The organism is Granulibacter bethesdensis, from assembly GCF_001889525.1.
Taxonomy (GTDB): Bacteria; Pseudomonadota; Alphaproteobacteria; order Acetobacterales; family Acetobacteraceae; genus Granulibacter; species Granulibacter bethesdensis_C.
Genome location: NZ_CP018192.1, coordinates 119,788 through 144,257, shown reverse-complemented (window position 1 = coordinate 144,257; position 24,470 = coordinate 119,788). Strand labels below are relative to the sequence as shown.

Sequence of the window (24,470 nt, the reverse complement as noted above, 5' to 3'; positions counted from 1 at the left end):
GGTTTCTCCGTTCAGGCATCCTGTCAGCCCTCAACCGCATAGACATGCATGAAGTTCACCGGCGTTACCACCGGATCGGTGAACAGGGCCTCTGCCCCCTGAATACGGGCCGTATGCGGCACAAAAAACAGTGGATTATAAAGCGGCACCCAGGGCTGATCGGCCAAAATGGCCGCCTGAATCGCCTGCCACCTTTTCAGCCTTTCCTGAGCTTGTGATGGGTCCGCCATGGCATCCGCCTCCGCCGCGAGAGCGTCGATGCCGGCATTGCGATATCTGGCCCAGTTCCATCCGCCCGGCGCAGAGGCCGCCACCGACAGGATTGGCCCATAAAAATCCGATGGATCAGGAAAATCGGCACTCCATCCGGTATCACCCGACCAGATCAGCGGCGCACCGGTGCCGGAACAGGCGGCCTCGATCATCGCGGGACGAGCCAGCACACGCAGGGAAGCCCGGATACCGATCGCTGCCAGATCCTGCTGCAGAGCCTGTGCGATACGCGGGTTGGGATCGGTGGCAGCGGTCATGAGGTCCGTCTGAAATCCGTCCTTCCAGCCCGCTTCCCGCAACAGGCTCCGCGCCCGTGCCGGATCGTAAGCAGGCCCGGAGAATGAGGGATCATATCCGGGCAGGCCGCGTGGAAAAATCTGGTCGGTCGGCTCGCCCCGGCCATTGATCAGCCGCACGATGCGGGTCTTGTCGATCGCATGGGCCACCGCCTGCCGGACCAGCAGCGTATCGAAAGGCGGCTTTGTCACATTCATCGCCAGATAGGTCGTCGCCAATCTCGGCCTGATGCCGATCAGCCCCTGAAAACGCGGATCACGCCGGATCGCATTCAGCCTGGCCGGGGGAATACCGTCGCCCACCACGTCGATCTCGCCACGTTCCAGCCGCAGCATGGCGGTCAGCGGCTCCTGCCCTATTTCGGCGATGATCCGGTCGAGATAGGGCAGACCAGCGTCGTAATACCCCTCGTAACGGTGCAGCACAACGCTATGCCCGATTCGCCATGTATCGAAACGAAAAGCGCCGCAGCCCACAGGATGACGGCCGAAATCCGCACCGTACCGCTCCACCATGTCCCGTGGCACCACCGAAGCAAAATTCAGCGCCAACGCATGCAGGAACGGCGCATAGGGTCTGGAGAGCCGGATCACCACCGTGTGCGGATCGGGTGCGGAGAGACCAGGGAATGCCTGCGTTTCTCCGGCAATGAAGGAGCCGAAACCTTCGATGGCGGCGTAGAAACTCTGACCCGGGCTTTGCGTCGCCGGATGGATGGTGCGGCGAAGCGAGTAGACGACATCCGCTGCTGTAACCTCCCGGCCATGGTGAAACCGCACCCCCCGCCGCAGGGTAAAACGATAGACCAGCGCATCCGGCGATAGGGAAACAGTCTCGGCCAGACCAGGACGCAGGGTCGTGGTGCCCGGCTCGTAATCCATCAGGCCGCAGAACAAGGCACGAATCAGGGCCCAGTTCTGGAAATCATAGCCGATGGCCGGATCCAGCGTGGCAATATCATCACGAAATGCGATGGTGAGCGTCCCCCCACGACGGAGAGAAGAGGCCGCATATGACCGGTCCGGCCAGACCAGAGCGGCAGCACCGGCCAGACCGGTAACAGACAGACAGGCGCGGCGGGTCAGCATCATCGCGGCAGCCCTATGCGCGGATCGATCAGCGGGGCCAGCAGATCGACCAGCAGGCTGGTCAGCACCACTCCGGCCGCCGCCACCATCGTCACCCCCAGAATGACCGGAACATCCAGCAACGGGATCGCCTGCCACACCAGTTGCCCCATGCCGGGCCAGCCAAACACGCTTTCCACCACCACTGCCCCGGACAGGAACCCTGCAATATCAGTTCCCGCCAGCGCCAATACCGGCAAAGCGGCATTCCGCAGCACATGATGGATCATGATCCGGGTTTCTCCCGCCCCTTTGGCACGGGCCGTGCGGATGTAATCAGCGGCAACCACATTCAGCGCGGCAGCCCGGACCATCCGTGCATACCAGCCGGCCCCCAGCAGGCCGAGCGTGACAGAGGGCAGTACCCAGTGCCGCACACCCCCATACCCTCCGATCGGAAACCAGCCCAGCCAGACCGAGAACAGCATCAGCATACCCAGCGCCACCACGAAAGGCGGCAGAGAAACGCCGATCACCGATCCACCCATCACTATCCGGTCCAGCCACCCGCCCGGAGCGCGAGCCGCCAGCAGACCGGCAGGAAGGCCGATCGCAATCTCCGCCAGCACAGCCCCCACCAACAGGAAAAGAGTGGCAGGCAGACGCTCCCCGATCAGGAGCGCCACCGGTACACGCTGCACCAGCGACTGCCCCAGATCACCCTTTACCAACCCGCCGATCCAGCCGGAGAATTGCGCCATCAGGGACCGGTCCAGCCCCATGGCATGACGGATCCGCGCCACCTGCTCCAGCGTTGCCGAGCGCCCAGCAACACTGCGTGCCTGATCCGCCGGCATCAGATGGATCAGCAGGAAGGCCAGCGCCGCCACCCCTAGCAAGGTCAACGCGGCCTGTACCAACCGCCGGAGGATGAACAGGCTCACAAGGAATCCAGCTCCGTAGCGCCCGGCATCCAGCGGCGCTTCAACGCAGAACCGGTCAAATTCGCCCCTGCCGCCAGCAGCAGGATCGCTCCGCCCGGCGCAAAGACCAGCCACGGCGCAATCAGCAAATAAGCCTGATTTTCATTGATGATGCTGCCCCAGGATGCTTCCGGCGGCTGCACGCCGGCCCCGAGATACGACAATGTCGCTTCCAGCAATACCGAGCCTGCAATCCCGAGCGTACCCCAGACCACAATCACCGGCCCGAGCAGCGGCAGGATATGCCGCAGCACGATCCTTCCCCAGCCCACCCCCAAAGCACGGGCCGCCCGCACATGCAGGCGCGCGGACAGGCCGGAGGTTTCAACATAAATCACCCTTGCGACCGGCGCCCATCCTGCCAGCGCCACCACCAGCATCACCACCCAGATGGAGGGGCGTAACACCGCCGAAACCGTCACCGCCAGCAGCAGCACGGGGATCGAGGCCACCAGATCAGTCAGCCGCATCAGCCCGGCCCCGATCCAGCCCCCCACCCGTCCTGTCGCCATGGCGGCGCACATCCCGATGAGGGTTCCGGTCATCACGGCAACGGTATTGGCCACCCCACCGATCAGCAGCGCATCCCGTCCGCCCCATAACAACCGGGACAGCACATCCCGCCCCAGCAGATCAGTCCCCAGCGGAAAGCGCCAGCAGGGCGGTAGCGGCGCTCCATCAGCATCCAGCCCGTCGGAAAGCTGCAATCCGGGCGGATAAGGGGATAGACAGGGTGCGAAAACAGCCGACAGCACGATCGCCCCCAGCAGGATCAACCCGATCCAGCCCGTTTTATCCAGACGACCCGGACGTCGGGGGGACATACCCGTCACGGCAGGCCGAAAACCGTCAGAACACCGCCAAGCCGTGTATAATTGTTCAGGGCACGGTTCAGCACCGCAGCCCCGGTGCCTTCGCTATCCTCCGCCCCCAGCCCCTCAGCCAGACCGATGCCGGCCCATCCGCCGACACCGGACAGCACCGCGACATACTGACGACCATGATGGCGATAAGTCATGACGTTGCCGATAATCCCGGACGGGGTTTTGTATTGCCAGAGCAAGGAACCATCCTTCGCATCCACCGCCTTGAGCCAGCCTTCAAGCGTTCCGTAAAACGCCACGCCTCCCGCCGTCGCCAGCGCTCCGGACCAGACGGAAAAAGGCTCCGTATCCGTCCAGACAATCCGGCCCTGACCGGCATCATAGCCGATGAACGCGCCGAGATCTTTCGTCCCCAGCGGGGGAGAGGGTGGGGGATACAGGGTCAGGTTTGCCCCCACATAAGGCTGCCCCGCCTGATAGGAGACGCGAAACGGTTCCTCATCCATACAGATGCGGTTGACCGGTACCAGAAACAACCCTGCCTGCGGTGAGAAAGCAGCCGGTTGTTCGTTTTTCGCGCCCAGAGAGCTGGGACAGATGTCTTTGGTCGCTTTATCTTCCTGCTTCGGTTCATAGCGGGTGTTACGCACCGGCTTTCCGGTCGAGAGGTCGATTTCTTTCGCCCAGTTCAGCGATGGATCGAACGGCTTTGCCTGAAGCAGCATGCCGCGGACCCGATCCAGCACATAGGCAAAGCCGTTACGATCGAAATGCACCAGCGCCTTTGTCTGCCGCCCGTTCACCGGAATATCGGCGAGGATCATCTCGTTGATCCCGTCATAATCCCAGGCATCGTGCGGGGTGAACTGATAGACCCATTTCGCGATCCCGGTTTTGCGATCCCGCGCAAAGACACTCATGGCCCAGCGATTGTCGCCCGGCCGTTGCAGCGGATTCCATACCCCCGGATTGCCGGTGCCGTAATAGATCAGGTCCAGCGCCGGATCGTAGGAAATCCAGCCCCAGGACGGCCCGCCCCCCAGTTTCCATGCATCCCCGCTCCATGACGACAGCGAAGAATTTGCACCGACCGGCTGGCCCATCTGCGTGGTGTGCAGAGGATCCATCAGCGTGTCGCTATCCGGCCCCACCGCGTAGGCACGCCAGACGCGGTGGCCGTCCTTGACCGCATAGGCCGTCATATGGCCACGCACGCCGAATTCGCCCCCGCTATTGCCGACCAGCACCAGATCACCGGCTACGAGGGGAGCGGACGTGCCAGTTTCCCCTTTGGCCGGATCACCGTCTCTGATCTTCCACAACTCCTGGCCGGTTTGGGCATCCAGCGCCACCAGACTCGTATCCGCCAGATGCAGGAACAGGCGGCCATCCGCATAAGCAGGGCCGCGATTGACCGTGTCGCAGCACATGATCCCGATCACGGCCGGATCCTGCACCGGCGTGTAGCTCCAGCGGATGCGCCCGTCATTGTTCAGATCCAGCGCGAACAGCCGGTTCGGAAAGGGGGTGTGGACATACATCGTATCCCCCACCACCAGCGGGCCGCCCTCATGACCCCGCAGCACACCGGTCGAGAAGCTCCAGACCGGACGCAGATGCTTCACGGTCTGCCGGTTGATCTGTGTCAGTGCGCTGTATCGCTGCGCATGATCGCCACCCAGAGGATGCGGCCAGTCTGCATCCTTGCCGCCCGCCTCCGCCGCCTGCACCGGTATGGCCGCCCCCAGCAGAAAGGCAATGCCGGTCAGCCACAAACCCATCCGCCTCAAGATTGTCACCACCGTCGATCCGGTCCTGTTTCCTGCATCGGAGCAGTCTAGGCCGGTTTGGCGACAGGCGGAATCAGGCGGCTCGTTATATCACCCAGACCACTTCCGATCAGAGCAGGCTGCGGGTGCGCCAAGGTCAGTAATCGAACCCGTAGGACAGACCGACCGCATTGGCTCCCGGCCCGGAACCGGCATCGGCCTTCAGCTTCAGCCCGCGGGTCAGGTCGATCTGCACCTCCGCCGCGCTGACACTGTTTGCTCCACCCACACTCTGCTTGGCACCGACATAAATGCCGCGTGCGATGTATTTACCCGCCTCGACCGACGGCCCCTGATTGGTGCGGCTATTGGGCATGGTAGCCCCATTCTGAGAACCTCCGCCGACCGACAGCCGGTCCAGCCCCAGCGCACTGCGCACCGAGTTCAGGGGATCACCACCCCCCGTCGCACCGCTCAACTGTGCCAGCGCCGCCGCGATTTCCGCCAGCTGGAACGGGGACAGGCTGGCCATGCTGGATTGGAACAACAGCCGGGCCAGGACTTCATCCTGCGGCAGTTCGGGCTGGCTGGAGAGTGTGATTTTCGGATCGCTGGCATGACCGCCCACATGCAGGCTGGCCGTCACGCTGCCGGAGGTGGAGCTGGCCGTGAAATCCAGCGCCGGATCGGTCGTGCTGCCATCGAAGGTCACGCGGCCCTCGGTGAAATTCAGCGTCGTACCAGCCACGCTGAACTGGCCGCGCCGCAATTCAAAACCGCCATCGGTCTGCGGATTGCTCGCCGTACCATGCAGATGCAACCGCCCGGCCAGCTCCGCATCCAGACCACGGCCACGCACGAAGATCTGCTCCGGCGCATCGAGCGTCACATCCAGACGAATCACGGGACCGGATGAGGTGGATGGTGGTGGCGGTTTCTGGCCGGGTTTGATCACATCCAGCACGGCAACGCTGGAGGGCATATGCTCCGGCACCCTGATATCGGCGCGCAGGATTTTGATATGACCACTGGCGGTCAGTTCCTTTGTAATCTGGCCGCGCAGGGTGAGATCGGCATTCAGCCGCTCCGTCATCAGATCGCTGGCGATCAGCGTGGCGTTGCTGGCCTTCACCGCGAGATCGACCGGCATCGGCGGCTTGATCCCGACCGAGCCGCCAAGGCTGAGCGTGCCTTGTCCGGCCCCTGCGTTGAACTGATCAATGCGTAGCGTATCCCCTGCTGCGCTGATGAGGGCTTCGATCCGGGCGAGGTGCAGACCCAGTGTGACATCCTGCACATCGCCACCCGTCAGCCGTACCGTACCGGACGCATTCGGGGCTGCGATAGTGCCACCGACCCTTGCATCGACGATCATCATGCCCTGCACACGCCGCCCCTGCGCCGACAGGATCGGATCGAGAATCCGCAGATCTGCCTTCCCCCGCGCTGCGATATTCAACGGACCGGAGACCGCTTCCGGCACCGTGCCCGCAATCGTCATGGTCGTGGAACCAGCATTCAGACGTGTATCGATCCGGGCCATGCGGCCATCCATATCGGCTTTCACCACGATATCAGCCGGCGGCAGAGCACGGGCATCCCCGGTCAACATGCGCAGACCGCGTGCGGTGATGGAAGCGGAGCCGGCCGGATGCGCAGGTTCCCCCTTCAAAATGGCCTGCATATCCAGCCGCCCGGCAGCCTTCACATCCGGTGCCACGACCCGGGCCAGATCGGCAGTCAGATTGGTCAGGGCCACCCGCAGATCGAGCTTCGGTGTAGCCCGGCCCGATACATCCAGTACGGCCTGCGCCACGCCCATCCGCAGCCGGTCCACCGTCACGCCATCCTTGTAGCCGATGCGAACCGGCGCAAGCAGCCGCGCCGTCTGACCTTTCCAGCCAGCCTGCAATGCCGAGAGGGCCACCTGTCCGGCCGGCACATCCAGCAGTGCCGCCAGACTGGCCTGAAGCGGTGCCCCCGCCACGCCGTTAAGCGCCGTGTTCAATCTTACAGCCAGTGCACTCTGCCGCCCCTGGGCGAAAAGAGTAGCATTGCCGGTTGTGCCGCTGGCAGCGATACCTCTGACCTCGAGCCTGGCATTCACATCGGGATCAGCGACAGGCGATTTGACGGTCGCATCCAGATCAGCCTTTGCGACAGCGGCCTTTCCGGGTAAGCCCGCACGCGTGGCAGTGAGATGAAGGGTTGCCAGCGCATCAGAAAAATCCGCCTTCGCCGCGACAGAGCCACTGATCGGCTGGCCGAGCAAAGGTCGGAGGTCATCCAGCCTGGTAAAATTCAACACCAGCGCACCATGGGGAATTTTCGCCCCCGCCGCCAGCGCCATAGCCCCATCCAGATGGAGAGATTTCCAGTCAACCTTGCCGATAGAAGCCTGCATCGCTCCATCGGGTCGACGGCTGGCTTTGATATCCAGCGCCACCGGTCCCCTGTCCAGCGTACCGGTGGCGATCAGATGTGCCTCCGGTGCCGAAGGCAGATGCACCGCGTCCAGAGCGAGATGCAATGGACCGGACTTAACCTCCTGCCCGGATTGATGCGCCTCCACGATTCCATCAATGGCGGCATGGGCGGTCAGATCGCCGGTCGGACCGGTCACGCTGCCAGCCGCCTGTATATTCCCCTTGAGCGTCGCCGCCAGTGCATGCAGATCGCTCAGCCCGATGGTCCAGTCGAGTGCCACAGTCTGACCGTTCAGGCCGCCTTTCGCCCCGACAGACAAGGTCCTGCCATGAAGAGCAAGGTTGGAGAGGGTGATACGTCGCCCCTCCCCCTGCCTATCCCCTTGGCCATCCATATGGGCAGACAGGGCCACGCGCGCTTTTTCGCCCAGTAACGCGGGAATGGGGGCCATGCCACCCGTGACCGATATGGTACCATTCAGATCGGCCTGAGCCTTGTCCCCCTCCATCGCCGCCTGAAGTTGCAGCGCGGCATCGCCCTTCAGATCAACCCCGCCAATCGCCGCCAGCGGTGTCAGATCGGGCAGGGACAAGGCAGCATGAACGGTCATCTTTCCCGCGGTCCGTGCATCGCCTTTCAACGCGAGCAGCGTGTGCGACAGCGTGAACGTCACGGGACGGGATGAATCATCCAGACGCACCGACGCATCCAGCAACAGGGGGTCAGCCATCAGAAGATCCGGTTTCGGGCCGGGAATCCGCAAATCCTCCACCCGGCTGCGCAAGGTGACATATCCGGCATTGCCATCGACATCCGCCGTCAGCGCGGACAACGAAGCTCCGGCTGCACTCAGACCCTTCAGAACGATATGCGCTTTCGCATCTGGCTTGAGAAACGGACCGGCCACATGCGCCGTCAGCGTCACAGAGCGCCATTGCACATCCGGGCGAGGCTCCATGGCCCCCGCATGAGCCTCTACATCCAGCAGGGCGGAACGACCGAGCGTATCGACCGTCCCCTTGATCTCCGCCTGTAATGGCAGGGCCGAGACAGTGGCGGCAACATGGGCCGCCTGCCACGGACCATCGAGTTTGATATCGGCATTGATCCCCTGAACACCCGGCAGGGCCGCCATGGTGGCGATGAGGCCATGCACTGCCTCCTGCGTGGTGACATGGGCGGCGATACGGGTCTGATCCACCGCCGCATCCAGATGATAATGGTCGGCCCCCTGATCCGGTCCATCCAGACGATGGACGTCGAGCGCCAGATCCGCCTGTGCGATTTGGTCAGGGGTTGGAGCGGCCAGATCAAGCTTGCGGATCGCGGCCCGCCCTTCCAGCATGGCCACCAGAGCCGTGCCCGCGACCGGTTTGCCAACCTCCAGCCTGCCGATCCGCAGATGATTCAGCACAACCTGCACCGGCAGCGAAAAACCTTGCCCGGATGAGGCAGGCGTCTCCTCCCCGCCCGGTGCGGCCTGCGCCAGACGGGGAATGGCGATGCGGTCGGCAGTCAGGGCGTCAATCCAGACCTCCCGCCCCAGCAACCTCAAAATCCGCCAGTCCAGCGCCAGCCGGTCGATCTCCAGCCAGGTTCCTTTCGCATCATGCAGTTCCAGACGGGCGATACGCAGACCATCCGGAAAACTGCCGCCAAACCCCTGCATCATGACCATGCCGCCGGTCATGGAGTTTGCCAGCCGGTCCACCTGTCTCTGTCCGATCCCGGTATTCAACCCGATCACCAACAGCACCAGAGCCAGCACTGGCAGAGCCAGCAGCGTCAGGACGATCCCGAGAAGCCATTTGAGGACACGGCGCATCTCAGAAAGCCTCCCCGATGCCGATATAGGCCTGGAAGCTGCTGTTGCCCCGCTGTTTCATCAGCGGCAGGGCAAAATCCACCCGAATTGGTCCGATCGCAGTATAATAACGTGCGCCGATACCTGCACCGACCCGCAGATCACCCGAAAACGGGCCGCCATTCTGGCTGACCTGACCCGCATCGACGAACAGCGCCACGCCATAGCTGGAGCCGAAACGCTGCCTCAGTTCCACCGTCGCCGCATCCACGGCCGTGCCGCCGGTCGGATCATTGTTAGGAAAAGTCGGCCCGACGAACTGGTATTTATAGCCGCGGATCGTATCGCTGCCACCAGCATAGAAACGCTGATCAGGCGGCAGATCCATCAGCGACACGCCCGGCGCCGCCCCCACCAGGGCACGCAGCGCCAGAATACTGCGCCCTTCCCGCCGTGACAGATTGATATAAGTCGATCCCTGCGCCTTCATCAGAACAAAGGTCTTCGAGGCTCCACTGCCGCCGGAAGGCAGACTTTCCGTCGGTGTGGCGCTGATAATGGCGCGATAGCCATGGGTCGGCTCGAAAAGGCTGCCGGTATCATCGTATTTGAGCGTCACCGGCACCTGCACCAGCGTGTAATTGGTCCTGACGCCCTGCTGCCCGACCCTTTCCTGAATGGCGGTCAGGCCGATGCTGCCATTCCAGTGATCGCTCAGTTTCCGTGTCAATGTCGCCCCGACGATGATTGCAGTGCGGTCATAGGAATAAAAATACTCCCGCACGCCGGTGGCATAGAATTGAAGCGACTGATTGCGCCGTAACCAGTCGGGAATCGTATAGACCGCTCCGATATTGTAACCGGGCTGGGAAGCCACCTGCGCTGCAACCTCGGTGGCTGCCGCCGACAGGGCAAGGGTTTCACCGTTGCCGAAAATATTGCGATAGGTCCAGGTCCCGGTCAGGCTGCCGCCAAGATCGGTCGAGTATAGCCCATCCAGAGACACGCCATGGCGCGGCCTTTCAGTAAACTCGATCCGCAGCGGCAGGCGTCCCTCGGTATTCAGGCGATCAGCCGCCCGCATACGGACAGAGCTGAAAATCCCGGCTGCCAACAGATCCTGACGCGCCCTGCCGATTTTATCGGCCTGATATTCCTGCCCGGACTTCAGCAGCAAGCGCCGCTCCACATAGGACGCGTTGGTATGCTTCAGACCCGAGAACGTAATCGGCCCCAGATCGACCCGCGGCCCCGGCGTCACCTTGTAGACGACATCAAGCACATTCTGATCCGGACGCTCGAACGCCTCCGGCGCCTGCACTTTCGCAAGAGCATAGCCATTATTCTGCAAGGCATTGAGCAAAGCCGACTGCCCCGCCAGTACATTGGCCGCAATCGCGGGATCGCTGGTTTTGACCGGCAGCACGTTGCGGGCCATATCCGGCAGGGTGGTACCCGGTGGTGTTTCCACGCGAACATTCCGAAGGTGGAACAGAGGCCCTTTCTCAATAGCGATGGTCACCGTCAAAGGCGGCTGTTTCGGAGCCCGTTCGATCAGGGTCGGCAGATCGGGGTCATCAAGGGTCTTTCCGGCAATCCGGATCGTCACCTTGCCCTTGTAATAACCGAAACTGTTCAGGGCGGTCTGCAACCGATCCAGATCGGATTGCGCCCGCGCGACCAGTGCAAATCCACCGACCGGAGAGGACGTGCGCAGACTGATCAGGGTCGCGCTGTCAGTCAGGGCCTGATCAATGGCGGCATCGCCGGTTTTGGCCAGCTCTACCGTATAGGGTTGCGGGTCGGCCGCCCATGCGGATGAAACCAGCCTCAAAGCCTCTCCATGCATGAAAAGCGCCGGCATTCCGGCCCCGGCCATGACGATCCGGATCAGTAAAGGGAAAACCGCTCGCGGGCGAGAAACGGAACCACAGCGGATCGCCGGGCACAGAAGGGCGGGCGCGTCAGAGGGGGCGCGTCTGGTCATACTTTCTCCCTACCAGCCTGACCGGCTTTGAAAACCCCCAAAAATCTTCAGGAACCAAATGATAACAGGCTCGTGAACAATCGTTACCAACCCGATACCGTAATGGATGAATAATCATAAGCTTATGCAACGCACCACGATGACGCCGGTATTCCGATGACAAACCCGATTTGACGGTTTTATGGCAACAGGGTGACGCCGTTGCGGTGGAGCCTCTGGGCATATACGTCTGGCTGTGTAATGAATCGCGTGTGATGATTGTGCTTCATGACAGCTGACCAGACGATCCCGACACGTCCCCTGCTCATCCCGTTTGAGCCTCCAGGCGATAGCCGGACCGCATCCGAACCGGATGAATGGCAAGGAGTTTTCCGTCCCCATGGCCGGATTCTTCGCCGGGTTCGTGCCATTCGCCGAACCGTTTTCCTGCTTCTGTGGACGCTGACGGCCATCACCATCCAGTCCGTGCTGGTGGTGGTGCCCGGCCCGGCCAAAGTGCGCTTCGCGCGGATTTTCTGGTGGGTGTTCGGCCGTCTGATGGGGCTGAAAGTCCGCTGTATCGGGCAGAAGGCCAAACGCGGCCGATTGAAGGACGGCACCAGGGCACGGCCCGTTCTGTTCGTGTCCAACCATTCCTCATGGCTGGATATCGTCTGCCTCGGCTCTACACTGCATGCCTGTTTCGTCTCCAAGGACGATGTTGCGGACTGGCCGGTGGTCAAGACCGTGGCCCGACTGGGACGGACCATTTTCGTCAGTCGCCAGCGCGGCTCTACCCTGAAGGAGCGGGATGCCATGACATCCCGCCTCGAAAACGGCGATAATCTGGTGCTGTTTCCAGAAGGTACGACCTCCGATGGCTCCCGCGTGTTGCCATTCCGGTCTGCCTTCCTGTCGCTGGCGGTCGGACCCAATCCGCCGCTGGTGCAGCCTGTCTCCATCGTTTACGACCGGCTGGCTTCCATGCCGACCGGACGCTCCACCCGGGCTATTTTCGCCTATTACGGTGCGACCTCGATCGGGGCGCATTTCTGGCGGCTGGCACAATGGAAAGGGCTACGTGCCTCCGTCATGCTGCATCCGCCACTGGAACCCGCCGATTTTCCGGATCGCAAGGCCCTGACCAATGCAGTTTATGCCGCCGTCACCGCCGGAACAGATGCGCTTAAACAAGGGCGTGTGCCCGATCCACCTGGACCTGAAAAACGCATCACGCCCTAAAAAATGAGATTGCCATCAGATCGCGCTTGACAGAAATCCCCCTCCCGAGCCGACACTACGATTATTGCAGGGAGACCTATTCGGCCATTGCGCTTGACCCAACCGCGCCCTGAGGCAATTGCTGTTTTTTCTCGTGCCGGAGCCTTCCGCACAGGGAGGATGGAGAATTGCCCATGACTGGCCTGTCACAGACCACCCTATCCACCGCCGATCAGGACCGGCCCGGCACCGGAGATACGCCCGTACGCGCCAATACAAAGCGTCTGCACGTCATCACCTGGGGTTGCCAGATGAATGTGTATGACAGCGCCCGGATGACGGATGTGCTGTCTCCGCTGGGCTATACCGCGCATGCCGAGCCGGAAGGCGCGGATATGATCGTGCTCAATACCTGTCATATCCGTGACAAGGCCACGGAAAAGGTTTTCTCCGAACTGGGACGTCTACGCCTGCTGAAAGAAGCCCGCGCACGGGAAGGGCAGCCCATGCTGCTGGCCGTAGCCGGATGCGTGGCACAGGCGGAGGGGGAACAGATCCTCGCCCGCGCGCCCTATGTCGATATCGTCCTTGGGCCGCAGACCTATCACCGGCTTGGCGGCATGGTGCGGCGGGCCATGAACGGGGAGCGGGTGATCGAGACCGATTTCCCGCCAGAGGACAAGTTCGATTACCTGCCCGAAGCCGCTGCCCCTCAGCACGGGCCGGGTCTGGCGGGTGGACGGGCGGCCTTTCTGACCATTCAGGAAGGATGCGACAAATTCTGCTCCTTCTGCGTTGTTCCCTATACACGCGGTGCGGAGGTGAGCCGTCCGGCCAGTTCCGTGCTGGCGGAGGCGCGGCGCATGGTGCGCGGCGGGGCGCGGGAGATCACCTTGCTGGGCCAGAACGTCAATGCCTATCACGGGCTGGGAGAGGACGGTGAGGTCTGGACACTGGCCCGATTGATCCGGGCGTTGGCGGACATTCCGGATCTGCTGCGCATCCGCTACACGACCTCCCACCCCCGCGATGTCAGCGATGATCTGATTGCCGCGCATCGTGATATTCCGCAGTTGATGCCCTTCCTGCATCTGCCGGTTCAGTCCGGCTCCGACCGTATCCTCGCCGCCATGAACCGGCGCCACACGGCAGAGGATTATGTCCGGGTCGTCGACCGTCTGCGGGAGGCACGGCCCGATCTGGCCCTGTCATCCGACTTCATCGTCGGCCATCCAGGCGAAACCGATGAGGATTTCGAGGATACGATGCGCCTGATCGAGCGCGTCGGCTTCGCACAGGCCTACAGCTTCAAATATTCTCCCCGCCCCGGCACCCCCGCGGCGGAGCGTGACAGCCACGTGCCGGAGCCTGTGATGGATGAGCGTCTGCAACGGTTGCAGGCCCTGCTCCGCACCCAGCAGGAAGCATTCAATGCCGCCTGCATCGGCAAGACCGTCAATGTGCTGCTGGTCACCCCCGGACTGCATCCGGGGCAGATCGGCGGCCGATCCCCTTGGTTGCAGGCAGTGCATCTGGATGCCCCTGCAACCCTGATCGGACAGGAAGTGCCGGTGACAATCACTGCCGCGCACACCAACTCCCTGTCCGCCACTCTTCCGGATTGCGCACCCCATCCAAAGGAGCTCACCTGCGCGTGACCCAAATTTCCCCGGCTCTCGCCTCCTCCCTGCCGAAAGCAGGGGCTTCCTCCGCCCCCCCACAGGCGGCGCTTGCGCCGGGAAAGACCAGTCCTTATCGCCCCGGTGACCGAGAGCGGGACCACAGAACCGTGACGGTGCAGTTCGCCAACAATCTGTTACTGCCGCAGCTTCTGGGCGATCATGACCGTCATCTGGTACGGCTGGAACAGGGGCTGGGGGTGCGCATATCCTGTCGTGGCAACAAAATTGCCATCGCGGGCGAAGCCGATCTGGTCGAAGCGGTGAAACTGGCGCTTGCTGCCTTGTGGCAGAAGCTCGAACGGGGTGAGGACGTGACCATGGGTGACGTAGATGCAGCAGTGCGCCTGACCAAAAGCCGTTTCGAGGAAGGAGATCGCTCGCCGCGCCTGCCGCTGGCCGATCTGCCCTCCATCCGCACACGACGCGGTGCGCTCAGCCCGCGCAGCGCAGGGCAGGCTGCCTATATCGAAATGCTCAGCACCAAGGAAATGGTGTTCGGCATCGGCCCTGCCGGAACCGGCAAAACCTATCTCGCTGTGGCTCAGGCCGTGGCCATGCTTCAGGCGGGGCGCGTGGACCGGATCGTGCTCTCCCGCCCGGCGGTCGAGGCCGGGGAACGGCTCGGCTTCCTGCCCGGCGACATGAAGGAGAAGGTCGATCCCTATCTGCGCCCGCTTTATGACGCTCTGCACGACATGATGCCGGGCGATCAGGCCGCAAGGCGCATGGCCACCGGCGAAATCGAAGTCGCACCGCTGGCCTTCATGCGAGGCCGAACCCTGGCCCATTCCTTCGTCATTCTGGACGAGGCCCAGAACACCACCCCGGTACAGATGAAGATGTTCCTGACCCGCATGGGCGAGGGCACACGCATGGTCATCACCGGTGATCTCAGCCAGATTGATCTTCCGGCCGGGCAGCGCTCCGGGTTGCGGGACGCTCTGGACACGCTGGAGGGCATTCCCGCCCTCGGCATCTGCCGTTTCGACAAGCGGGATGTGGTGCGCCATCCGCTGGTCGCGGCCATTGTAGACGCTTACGACCAGCGCTCGGCCGCCCAGCAGGACCGAAGCCGTGATGCGGACACACATGGCCAGACGGAACAGCGCACACGATCAGGAGCACGGTCAGAAATCAATGGACCCGGCAAGTAGTCCCAACCCCGCGAGTGCCTCTTTTGCGCCCGCGGGGTTCCTTTCGGATACGGATGAGGACGGGGTCTCACCCGGTTACATCGTGCCCGAGATCATCGTCACGGAGCCGGCCTGGCGGCGGCATATCCCGCATGCCGACAGGCTGATCCGCCGGGTCGCCAGAGCAGCGGGCAGCACGGCGGATTGTGTGGTGCTGAGTTGTGACCGTGATGTGCGCCGCCTGAATGCCCGGCATCGCGGCAAGGACAAACCAACCAATGTGCTGACTTTCGAACCGGTCGGAATGCCCGGTGCTGAAGGGGGCGAAATCGTTCTCGCGCTCGGCGTCGTGCTGCGGGAAGCAAAGGCCGCCCGCAAACGCCCGGCGCATCATCTGGCCCATCTGCTGGTGCATGGCGTGTTGCATCTGCACGGGCACGATCACCATCACGCCGGAGACGCCAGACGCATGGAAGCGGAAGAAGCCCGCATCATGCGCAGTCTGGGCATGCCCAATCCGTGGAAACGGTCATGAACGACGAGGAACCTTTCCCCATTCGCCTGCCGATCCCGCGCGGTAGCGTCATGGCCCGGCTGCGGCAACGCCTGCTGCACAAAGCCGTCGAGCACAGCGTGCGCGACAGCATCGCCGAACTGGTGCAGGAAGCCGCCAATCACGCCCAGCTGCCGGGAGAACTGCCGGAGCTGGACCGGCAGGAACGCGCCCTGATCGGCAATGTGCTGCGCCTGCGCGGCACCACGGCGGATGATGTCATGGTCCCCCGCGCCGATATCGTCGCCATCCGCGCCGACACCGCGTTCGAGGACGTGCTGGCGCTGATCCGGCAGGAAGGCCATTCGCGGCTGCCGGTTTATAATGAGGAGCTGGATGACGCGATCGGCATGGTCCATATCAAGGACGTGTTCGGTTATATCGGTGATCCGGCGGAATTCCGGCTGACGGATATTCTGCGCAAACCTTTGCTGGTCGGCCCCCATATGCCGGTTCTGGAACTGCTGTTGCAGATGCGGCAGCACCATATGCATCTGGCACTGGTGATCGACGAATATGGCGGTGTCGACGGGCTGGTGACGATCGAGGATCTGGTCGAAACCATCGTCGGCGACATCAGCGACGAACATGACGAGGCCGCTCCCTCCATCACGGAACGGCCTGACGGTACGCTCGATCTGGATGCCCGCATTCCGATCGAGGATTTCGAGAAACGCCTCGGTGCCGTCCTGACAGAGGACGAACGGGAAGCGGATATCGATACGGTCGGCGGGCTGGTATTCACGCTGGCTGGGCGCGTGCCCGCCCGTGGCGAGGTGATCGGTCATTCCTCCGGCATGGAATTCCGCGTGCTGGAAGCCGATCCGCGCCGCATCCGCCGTCTACGCGTGCGTCCGCCAGCACGTACTTCTCAGGCCGAGGCCGCGGAATAAGCCGGGCCGGTTTATCTTTCGTGGCTGATCCTGTCACAGCGTGGCCCTGCCGGTTCCTGCTGCCTCAAGGCCACCATGTGCTGCGGTGAATCCGTCAAGATGGCATCCACCCCGAGACAGGCGGCAAGCCTGTCATCGTCGGCATTGTCCACCGCAATCGCCACGATCTTCACATCCGGATGACGGCGGAAACAGGCAATGGTGGCAGGCGTCCACATCGTTGCCTGGACCGTGGAACGGCCTTCTCCCAATGTGAAATGCTCCACCACAATCAGGGAACGGTGCAATTCGAACGCCACCCTTGCATGCGCGGGCGGAGGATGATCGCAGCGCTGATCAAGCTGAACACCCAGCAACCGTGCCCGCGTCGCATCGCGTGACTCGAAAAGCCTTGCTTGCGGATAGGCTGCGAAGCTCTGCTGATAGGCCGCATCAGTCGCATAAATCGTGACCCGGCCCCATGCCTGCTCCTCCTCCAGAACCCACGCCACCGCCCTGGTCTGGGGCGCAGCAGGCAGAGCCTTCATATCGAGAATGATCGGCATATCGGACGGAATGGCCCGCAAAGCCTCCCGCAATGTCGGAATACCAACCGGATGATCGCGCCAGGGATAGGAATCTCCGCGGCGAAACTGCCAACCGGCATTGATCCGGGACAGATCGGCAGCCGTGAAAGCCGCTGTTTTTCCAGCGCCATCCGTCAACGCAGACAGATCAGCCGGGCGATACAAAACCGGAATCCCATCACGGCTCAGTTGCACTGTCAGCCATATGGCATCCACCCGATGCGCCATTGCCTGCCGGATCGCCGCAATCGTGTTTTCAGGGGCATCCCCGGTTCCACCACGATGCGCGATCATGAGCGGCCATGGCATCCGGGTCGGGGTTGGTGTGCAACCAGATACCCCTACGCTGATCGTCAGCATCGGGACGCGTAAAAACCGCCGCCAATGCACCATTTATGCTGACATCTCAGCCACCGGACGGAGCAGACCATACCGGTTCAACTCCGCCTCCAGAGCCTCGGCCGAGGTAAACAGCAGCCCATGGCATGCAGCCTGACGGGCACCCTCCACATGCATCGCACGATCATCGATGAACAGAGTATGCTCCGGCCTGACGCCTATCTCCTTCAGGCAGGCGAGGAACACTGCCGGATCTGGCTTGGCACTGCCGAACGCGCCGCTGGCATAAATCTGACCGCCGAACAGGGTTACAACCGGCGAACAGATCATCGCCATGCAGGCGGGCAGAATATCCGCATTGTTGGTCAGAACGGCCCGTCCAATCCGGGGATGGAGCCGCGCCACCAGCGACAGCACCTCCGGTTTTGGCCGGGTGGCAATGCGACGGGCTTCCGCCCATTCCTGCATAGAAAGCGGATAGCCCAGCACCTGCCCGAATGCCGTCAGATAGGCTTCCCCACGCAGACGGCCATCATCGCCCTGATCATCAAAGCCCGAGTCCCACAGGGCCTGTTGAACATCCTCCGCCCTGCATCCGGCCAGCGCCCCGAGCCATGCGGCACGAGCCGATTTATCGACCTCCGCCAGCACCCCATCCATATCGAACAGAACCAGATCAATCATGGCCTTGCCCTGCCTGATCTGTATCAGGCCGCCAATGCTGCCTTGCGGCTTTCGATGGCATCCCAGATGCGAGCGGCCAGATTGACCCCATCGAACCGGCCAATTTCCTGAAGCCCGGTCGGCGAGGTGACGTTAATCTCCGTCAGCCAGTTCCCGATCACGTCGATCCCCGCGAAAATCAGGCCGCGCTCCTTCAGCACTGGACCAATCGCGGCACAGATCTCCCGATCCCGCGCCGTCAGCCCCGCGGCTTCAGGACGGCCACCGACATGCATGTTACTGCGGCTTTCTCCGGCCGCAGGCACACGGTTGATCGCACCCACCGGCTCCCCATCGATCAGGATGATGCGCTTGTCCCCCTGCCGCACCGCCGCTTCATAGCGTTGCACCATCAGGGGCTCCCGCGAGCGGGAGAAAAACATTTCCAGCAAAGAACTTAGATTTTCATCATCTTCCTTGACCCGGAACACCCCGGCCCCCCCATTGCCGTAGAGCGGTTTGACCACGATATCACGATGCTCGGCACGGAAAGCGCGGATCGCCTCCACATCCCATGTCACCAGTGTCGGCGGCATCAAATCAGGAAAATGGGTGACCAGAATTTTCTCCGGCGCGTTCCGCACGCCTGCCGGATCATTCACCACCAGCGTGTGAGGGTGGATATGCTCCAGCATGTGGGTCGCGGTGATATAGGCCATGTCGAAAGGCGGATCCTGCCGCATCAGCACCACATCCATGGTCGCGAGATCGAGAATCTCCGTCGGGCCAAACGTGTAATAGGCCGCGTCGATCCTCCGTACCGAAACCGGATGTGCCCGCGCCAGCAGCCGTGCCCCTGTCGCGCCATTCAGCTGCCCTCCCCCCTCCCGCAAGGCCATATGCCTGACTTCGTAGTGCCACAGCGCATGGCCACGGGCCTGTGCCTCCAGCATCAGCGCAAAACTGCTGTCGCCGGCAATGTTGATGCTGTCCATCGGGTCCATCTGGACCGCCACCCGCAAGCCGCCTGCCATCGCCCTGTTCCCTGCCTGCCGGCCCCTGCCGTCCCATGACGAATCGTCGGATACCGGTTGTTATCCGGCCTCATCATGCCGTGAAAACACGCTGCCGCCCAATGCCGTCATCTGCAATTGCAATCTATTTGCATTTTCATACCAACCAAGCTAAGCAGCCTCATTCACACCCGCCTTATTCGAATCCAGGTTTGCCCCATCGATGTATATCTGCATCTGTAACGGCCTGACGGATAAACAGGTTTGCGCCGCCGCTCAGGCTGGCGCCTGCCGTCTGGCAGAGCTGTACCGAGCCTGCGGCTGCACTGCGCAATGCGGCAGATGCGCCCAGGCCATGCTTAAAATGATACCCAGTGTTGCAAATGACGAAAGCATTCTCAGTCTCGAAGCGGGCGACTGAACGGGCTTGCCAGAGCCGGTTTCGTGGAAGCAATGCATTGAAAAATCATAGGAATATACTTTCCTGTAAATGCATCTTCCTCTCATCTCCCGCACAAGCGGTAATGCGAAACAGTTTCACCCCGCCCTAGCTGCGATCTGCTTGCAATCATCAGGCTTTATCCGCCCCCGGCCCCTCGGATAGGGTCCGCCGCAGTTGAAAACGGGAGATGAGACCAATGAAGGCCGATGCCACAACGATCCAGAATCTTAACAAGGTTCTGACCAACGAGCTGACCGCGATTAACCAGTATTTCCTGCATGCCCGCATGCTCGAAAACTGGGGCATGACGAAAATGGGCCGCCACGAATTCAAGGAATCCGTGGAAGAAATGAAGCATGCCGATGAGCTGATCAAGCGCATCCTGTTTCTGGAAGGCCTGCCGAATGTGCAGCGTCTGAACCATGTTCTGATCGGCGAAACGCCGGAAGAAGTTCTGCAGCGCGATCTGGAACTGGAAGTCACCGCCATCGCCGATCTGCGTGAATTCATTGCCTATGCCGAAAGCATCCGCGATTTCCCGACCCGCGATCTTCTGGCCTCCATCCTGCGTGACGAAGAACACCATGTGGACTTCATCGAAACCCAGCAGGACATGATCAATCGCATGGGCGTGCAGAACTGGGTGCAGCTGAACAGCGACGCCCCGGACGGCGACCACTGATCGGCTTATTATCCCGCTTGGATACGAAGAAGGGAGGATGCCTGGTGCGTCCTCCCTTTTTTCGTATCAGCCCATGGATGCTTAAGCCGTCACTGCCTATGTCATTGCCATCAGGGCGGCATTCCCCCCGGCAGCAGCCGTGTTGATGCTGATCGTGCATTCTGTCACCAAAGCCAGCAACGGGATATCTCTGCCCTGCCTGCGGATACGATAGACTGGCACGATTTTGCCGGATTGATGCGCAAGATGTTTCTGCAATGCGATCAGGGCCGCATCATCCCCCTCAAAAAGCACGGCATCCGGATTCCCCTCCTGATCCGATGCAGCCAAAACCACGGTCGAACGCAATGAATCCGGCAATGTGTTGAATACACCTGTGATGTCAGCGGGAATGGAGACCACAATATGCTTTATACCCGCCGCCAGAGCCGATTGTACCAGATACGATAGTCCTTCCAGATCGGAAGCGATGCATAACAGAGTGGATCGGGGTGACAGGCGATAAATATTCTGCTCTCCCACCGGTCCAGGCAGCACCATATCCCGATCATACCGCAAGATTGGGAGAGACAAAGGTTCAATTCCCTTCTGCTTTACCCATGCCTGCCAGACTTTCATCGGGACTGGTACAGCGTTTTCTTCTTCCTCAATAAAAAACTGTTTCACGGGTGATGGTGGCGCATGCGCCACCAGACGGGAAAGATAAAGTGGACCACCCGCCTTCGGACCGGTACCAGACAGACCGTGCCCTCCGAAAGGCTGCACACCAACAACGGCGCCGATCATACTGCGATTGACATATATATTGCCGGCCGTAATTTTCATGCAGGCATGATCGGCGGTTTCCTGGATACGGCTATGAATGCCAAAGGTCAGCGCATATCCGGTTGCGTTGATCCTGGCGATCACATCGGACAGATCATCCCTGTGAAATTTCAGCACATGCAAAACAGGCCCGAAAATTTCCTTGTCGGGGATTGGATGTGATCCAAGCTCTATGATGGTCGGAGCAACGAAGAAACCATCCTCCGTCTCCTGCCGCAAAGCCGCACGATGCACTATGCAGCCTGCCCGCGCCATCGCTGCAATATGGTCCTCAATCGCGTCTCTGGCAGCAGCGCTGATGACAGGACCTATATCAGTGTCAAGCCGGTCGGGACGTGCCGTCATACGCTCCTGCAAGGCTCCACGCAGCATGGTGATGACCAGATCAGCAATGTCATCCTGAAGACACAGCACACGCAGGGCCGAACAACGTTGACCGGCACTGTCAAAAGCCGACATCAGAACATCAGACACCACCTGCTCCGGCAAAGCGGTGCTATCGACAATCATGGCGTTTTGTCCACCGGTTTCGGCAATCAGCGGAACCGGATCACCATGCATATTCAAACGATGTGACAAAGAACGCTGAATGGAATGGGCTGCTTCGGTAGAGCCGGTAAAAACGACTCCATCAACGCGTGAATCGGCCACCAGCATCGCCCCTACTGCGCCATCGCCAGGAACAAGCTGCAACACCGCCGTGGGGACACCGGCACGATGCAGGACAGCAACCGCCTCAGCCGCGATGAGCGGTGTTTGCTCAGCGGGTTTTGCCAGCACGGCATTTCCCGCTGCCAAAGCCGCCGCAACCTGGCCTGTGAAAATGGCCAGCGGGAAATTCCACGGGCTGATACATGTCACCACACCCAGCGGAGGATGCGTCTGCGCATTCCATCCATTCTCGATACCGGCCGCATAGTAGCGCAGGAAATCAACGGCCTCCCGCACCTCTCCAATAGCATTCGGGATCGTCTTGCCTGCTTCACGCACAGCCAGACTGATGAACAGGGCAACATCGCGTTCCATCGCATCTGCAGCCTCTCGCAGGCAGGCTGCGCGACGGGAGAGAGGCTCCGCAGCCCATAAGGGAGCCGCTTGCCTGGCGCACGCTATTGCACGGTCTACCTCCTCCGCCGTGGCGAAAACGACGTCGCCGATATGATCCCATGGAGCAGACGGATTACGGATCGAAATGCGTTCTCCGCGCGCACATTCCTCTACGGAAACCATCCACCGTCTTGAGGACAGCGTGATGCATGCTTCGGCAAGCTGTGCCATCCTCGTGGCATCTGTCAGATCAATCCCCCATGCATTGTCCCGCTCCGGCCTGTACAGGCTTCGTGGAGACCGTATTTTGGGATGAGGTGTACCGCACTCCGCCCGCATCGCGAGGATCTGTTCCACCGGATCAGCAATGAGTTGGTCGAGGGAAATCGCGGTGTCAGCAACACGATTGATGAAAGACGTATTCGCACCATTCTCCAGCAGGCGACGCACAAGATAAGCCAGTAAAGTTTCATGGGTACCAACGGGGGCGTAGATCCTGCACGGCCTGTTCAGACCATCAGGCCGTACCACATCGGTATAAAGTGCCTCGCCCATGCCGTGGAGACACTGAAATTCATATTGGTCAGGATTGAATGATACGCCGGTTATCTCCTCTGCCATCGCGATAATCGTAGCCACTGTGCGGGCATTATGCGTGGCAAATTGCGGGAACACGGCATCAGGCGCTTCCAGCAACATCCGTGCACAAGCAACGTAGGAAAGATCGGTATAAGATTTTCGTGTGAAAACCGGAAAACTTTCCAGTCCGTCGATTTGTGCACGTTTGATTTCGCTGTCCCAATAGGCCCCTTTTACCAGCCGTACCATCAGGCGCCTGCCATGATGGCGGGCAAGATCAATCAAATTTTCGATCACCGCTGGCGCACGGCGCTGATAAGCCTGCACGGCCAAACCGATGCCATTCCACCCCGCCACCACAGGATCAGCACATAAAGCCGCCAATACATCCAGCGAGAGAGGCAGCCGATCCGCTTCCTCCGCATCGATAGTCAGGGCGATCCCGTTTGCCCGGGCCATCGCGGCCAGATTTCTCAAAAGCGGAGGCAGATCCTGCATAATCCGCGCATGTTGCGTATGTTCATAGCGCGGATGCAGGGCTGAAAGCTTGATCGAAATACTCGGCGCCTCAAGCAGGGCAGTCATATCCTCCGCTGACTCATATCCACGCGCCCGCAAGGTAGCACCAATGCAGTCAATCGCATGTTCATAGGCACGATAATATCGATCTGCATCGGCGCGGGTCATCGCCGCTTCACCCAGCATGTCGTAGGAATGACGAAATCCCTGCGTCCAGAGCAGGCTGGTAACAGCCAACGCCGCTTCGATCGTCTCGCCCGCGACAAAGCGCGTACCCAGCAAACGAACAACCCGATCCATCGCATGGCGGATCACGGGCTCCCCCGCCCGTCCGATCAGTCTGGTTAATACCGCCCCAAGATTGGAGGCAGGGGAGGGGGCTACCAGCCGCCCCGTCAGCACCAGGCTCCATGTCGCCGCATTGACAAACAAAGGGCGTGTCCAACCCAGATGCGTATGCCAGTCGCCATGACCGATTTTATCACGAATCAGCGCATCCCGCGTTCCATCATCGGGTATACGCAGCAGCGCCTCTGCCAGACACATCAGGGCGACGCCTTCCTGGCTGGACAGATCGTATTCATGTATCAGCGCCGACAGACCATTGCCTGGCCCATGCTCACGCAGCCTCTCTGCCAGAGACCGGGCCAGCGTATCGGCCTGTGATGCCGCATGGTCGGACAGGGAAGCGAGCGGCAACAGGGACGCCACACAATCCTGCTCCGGACGACGGCAGGCCATATCCAGACGATGCCGCGCTTTCGTCACCGTACCAAGATCCTGCGCCAGATCCGTGAACAATCCGCTTCTGGTCATTGCCAGACCTCCATGCTGCATCATGCAACCTTTGTCAGGCTAAAGCCGGATACGGTGATTAGGCCACGATCTTTCGATGACTCTTGC

General features: G+C 61.3%; 17 protein-coding genes. 7 read left to right on the top strand and 10 right to left on the bottom strand.

Annotated elements, in window-relative coordinates:
• Window positions 1-23: 23 nt before the first annotated feature.
• The 6 genes from GbCGDNIH6_RS00640 to GbCGDNIH6_RS00615 all read right to left on the bottom strand — a co-directional run bounded on the left by GbCGDNIH6_RS00640 (window position 24) and on the right by GbCGDNIH6_RS00615 (window position 11,431).
• On the bottom strand, window positions 24-1,661 hold the full coding sequence (locus GbCGDNIH6_RS00640) for an ABC transporter substrate-binding protein (protein ID WP_072562490.1): 1,638 nt from the start codon (window positions 1,659-1,661) through the stop codon (window positions 24-26).
• A complete protein-coding gene (locus GbCGDNIH6_RS00635) occupies window positions 1,658-2,581 on the bottom strand; it encodes an ABC transporter permease (RefSeq protein WP_072562489.1) in 924 nt (307 codons plus the stop codon). The genes GbCGDNIH6_RS00640 and GbCGDNIH6_RS00635 overlap by 4 nt, the downstream gene beginning before the upstream one ends.
• A complete protein-coding gene (locus GbCGDNIH6_RS00630; protein WP_072562488.1) occupies window positions 2,578-3,444 on the bottom strand; it encodes an ABC transporter permease in 867 nt (288 codons plus the stop codon). The genes GbCGDNIH6_RS00635 and GbCGDNIH6_RS00630 overlap by 4 nt, the downstream gene beginning before the upstream one ends.
• A 5-nt stretch (window positions 3,445-3,449) precedes the next feature.
• The gene (locus GbCGDNIH6_RS00625) at window positions 3,450-5,243 is read right to left on the bottom strand and encodes a PQQ-dependent dehydrogenase, methanol/ethanol family (RefSeq protein ID WP_332455401.1); all 1,794 of its coding nucleotides are present in this window, start codon (window positions 5,241-5,243) and stop codon (window positions 3,450-3,452) included.
• 127 nt (window positions 5,244-5,370) lie between these two features.
• The gene (locus tag GbCGDNIH6_RS00620; protein WP_072562486.1) at window positions 5,371-9,465 is read right to left on the bottom strand and encodes a translocation/assembly module TamB domain-containing protein; all 4,095 of its coding nucleotides are present in this window, start codon (window positions 9,463-9,465) and stop codon (window positions 5,371-5,373) included.
• 1 nt (window position 9,466) lies between these two features.
• Entirely contained in the window at window positions 9,467-11,431 is a 1,965-nt protein-coding gene (locus GbCGDNIH6_RS00615) for an autotransporter assembly complex protein TamA (RefSeq protein ID WP_081369893.1), read from the bottom strand.
• 267 nt (window positions 11,432-11,698) lie between these two features.
• Between GbCGDNIH6_RS00615 and GbCGDNIH6_RS00610 the strand changes: the two genes are divergently transcribed.
• The 5 genes from GbCGDNIH6_RS00610 (at window position 11,699) to GbCGDNIH6_RS00590 (ending at window position 16,892) form a co-directional block, all read left to right on the top strand.
• Window positions 11,699-12,652, top strand: a complete 954-nt coding sequence (locus GbCGDNIH6_RS00610; protein ID WP_232449875.1) for a lysophospholipid acyltransferase family protein — start codon at window positions 11,699-11,701, stop codon at window positions 12,650-12,652.
• A gap of 173 nt (window positions 12,653-12,825) precedes the next feature.
• The gene (gene miaB, locus GbCGDNIH6_RS00605) at window positions 12,826-14,289 is read left to right on the top strand and encodes a tRNA (N6-isopentenyl adenosine(37)-C2)-methylthiotransferase MiaB (RefSeq protein ID WP_072562484.1); all 1,464 of its coding nucleotides are present in this window, start codon (window positions 12,826-12,828) and stop codon (window positions 14,287-14,289) included.
• Window positions 14,280-15,467 carry a PhoH family protein gene (locus GbCGDNIH6_RS00600; RefSeq protein ID WP_072564197.1) on the top strand — a complete coding sequence of 396 codons (1,188 nt, stop codon included), beginning with the start codon at window positions 14,280-14,282 and terminating at the stop codon, window positions 15,465-15,467. The genes miaB and GbCGDNIH6_RS00600 overlap by 10 nt, the downstream gene beginning before the upstream one ends.
• Window positions 15,451-15,981 carry an rRNA maturation RNase YbeY gene (gene ybeY / locus GbCGDNIH6_RS00595; protein WP_198355777.1) on the top strand — a complete coding sequence of 177 codons (531 nt, stop codon included), beginning with the start codon at window positions 15,451-15,453 and terminating at the stop codon, window positions 15,979-15,981. The genes GbCGDNIH6_RS00600 and ybeY overlap by 17 nt, the downstream gene beginning before the upstream one ends.
• Window positions 15,978-16,892, top strand: coding sequence for a hemolysin family protein (locus GbCGDNIH6_RS00590; RefSeq protein WP_072562483.1), 915 nt, complete (start codon window positions 15,978-15,980; stop codon window positions 16,890-16,892). The genes ybeY and GbCGDNIH6_RS00590 overlap by 4 nt, the downstream gene beginning before the upstream one ends.
• A gap of 11 nt (window positions 16,893-16,903) precedes the next feature.
• On the opposite strand, the gene GbCGDNIH6_RS00585 is transcribed toward GbCGDNIH6_RS00590, so the two are convergent.
• From GbCGDNIH6_RS00585 to gshB, 3 genes are all read right to left on the bottom strand, one after another.
• Complete coding sequence (locus GbCGDNIH6_RS00585; protein WP_232449873.1) at window positions 16,904-17,752, bottom strand: glycerophosphodiester phosphodiesterase family protein; 849 nt, start codon at window positions 17,750-17,752, stop codon at window positions 16,904-16,906.
• Between the two features lie 99 nt (window positions 17,753-17,851).
• On the bottom strand, window positions 17,852-18,481 hold the full coding sequence (locus tag GbCGDNIH6_RS00580) for an HAD family hydrolase (RefSeq protein ID WP_072562481.1): 630 nt from the start codon (window positions 18,479-18,481) through the stop codon (window positions 17,852-17,854).
• Between the two features lie 23 nt (window positions 18,482-18,504).
• Complete coding sequence (gene gshB, locus GbCGDNIH6_RS00575) at window positions 18,505-19,494, bottom strand: glutathione synthase (RefSeq protein WP_072562480.1); 990 nt, start codon at window positions 19,492-19,494, stop codon at window positions 18,505-18,507.
• Between the two features lie 202 nt (window positions 19,495-19,696).
• On the opposite strand from gshB, the gene GbCGDNIH6_RS12745 reads away from it, so the two are divergent.
• Both GbCGDNIH6_RS12745 and bfr read left to right on the top strand, forming a co-directional pair.
• Window positions 19,697-19,894: a (2Fe-2S)-binding protein gene (locus GbCGDNIH6_RS12745; protein WP_072562479.1), complete on the top strand. Its 198-nt coding sequence runs from the start codon at window positions 19,697-19,699 to the stop codon at window positions 19,892-19,894.
• 217 nt (window positions 19,895-20,111) lie between these two features.
• A complete protein-coding gene (gene bfr / locus GbCGDNIH6_RS00565; RefSeq protein ID WP_025285694.1) occupies window positions 20,112-20,597 on the top strand; it encodes a bacterioferritin in 486 nt (161 codons plus the stop codon).
• A gap of 96 nt (window positions 20,598-20,693) precedes the next feature.
• Here bfr and putA read toward each other — a convergent pair whose 3' ends face one another.
• Window positions 20,694-24,407 carry a bifunctional proline dehydrogenase/L-glutamate gamma-semialdehyde dehydrogenase PutA gene (gene putA, locus GbCGDNIH6_RS00560; protein ID WP_072562478.1) on the bottom strand — a complete coding sequence of 1,238 codons (3,714 nt, stop codon included), beginning with the start codon at window positions 24,405-24,407 and terminating at the stop codon, window positions 20,694-20,696.
• Window positions 24,408-24,470: the final 63 nt, after the last annotated feature.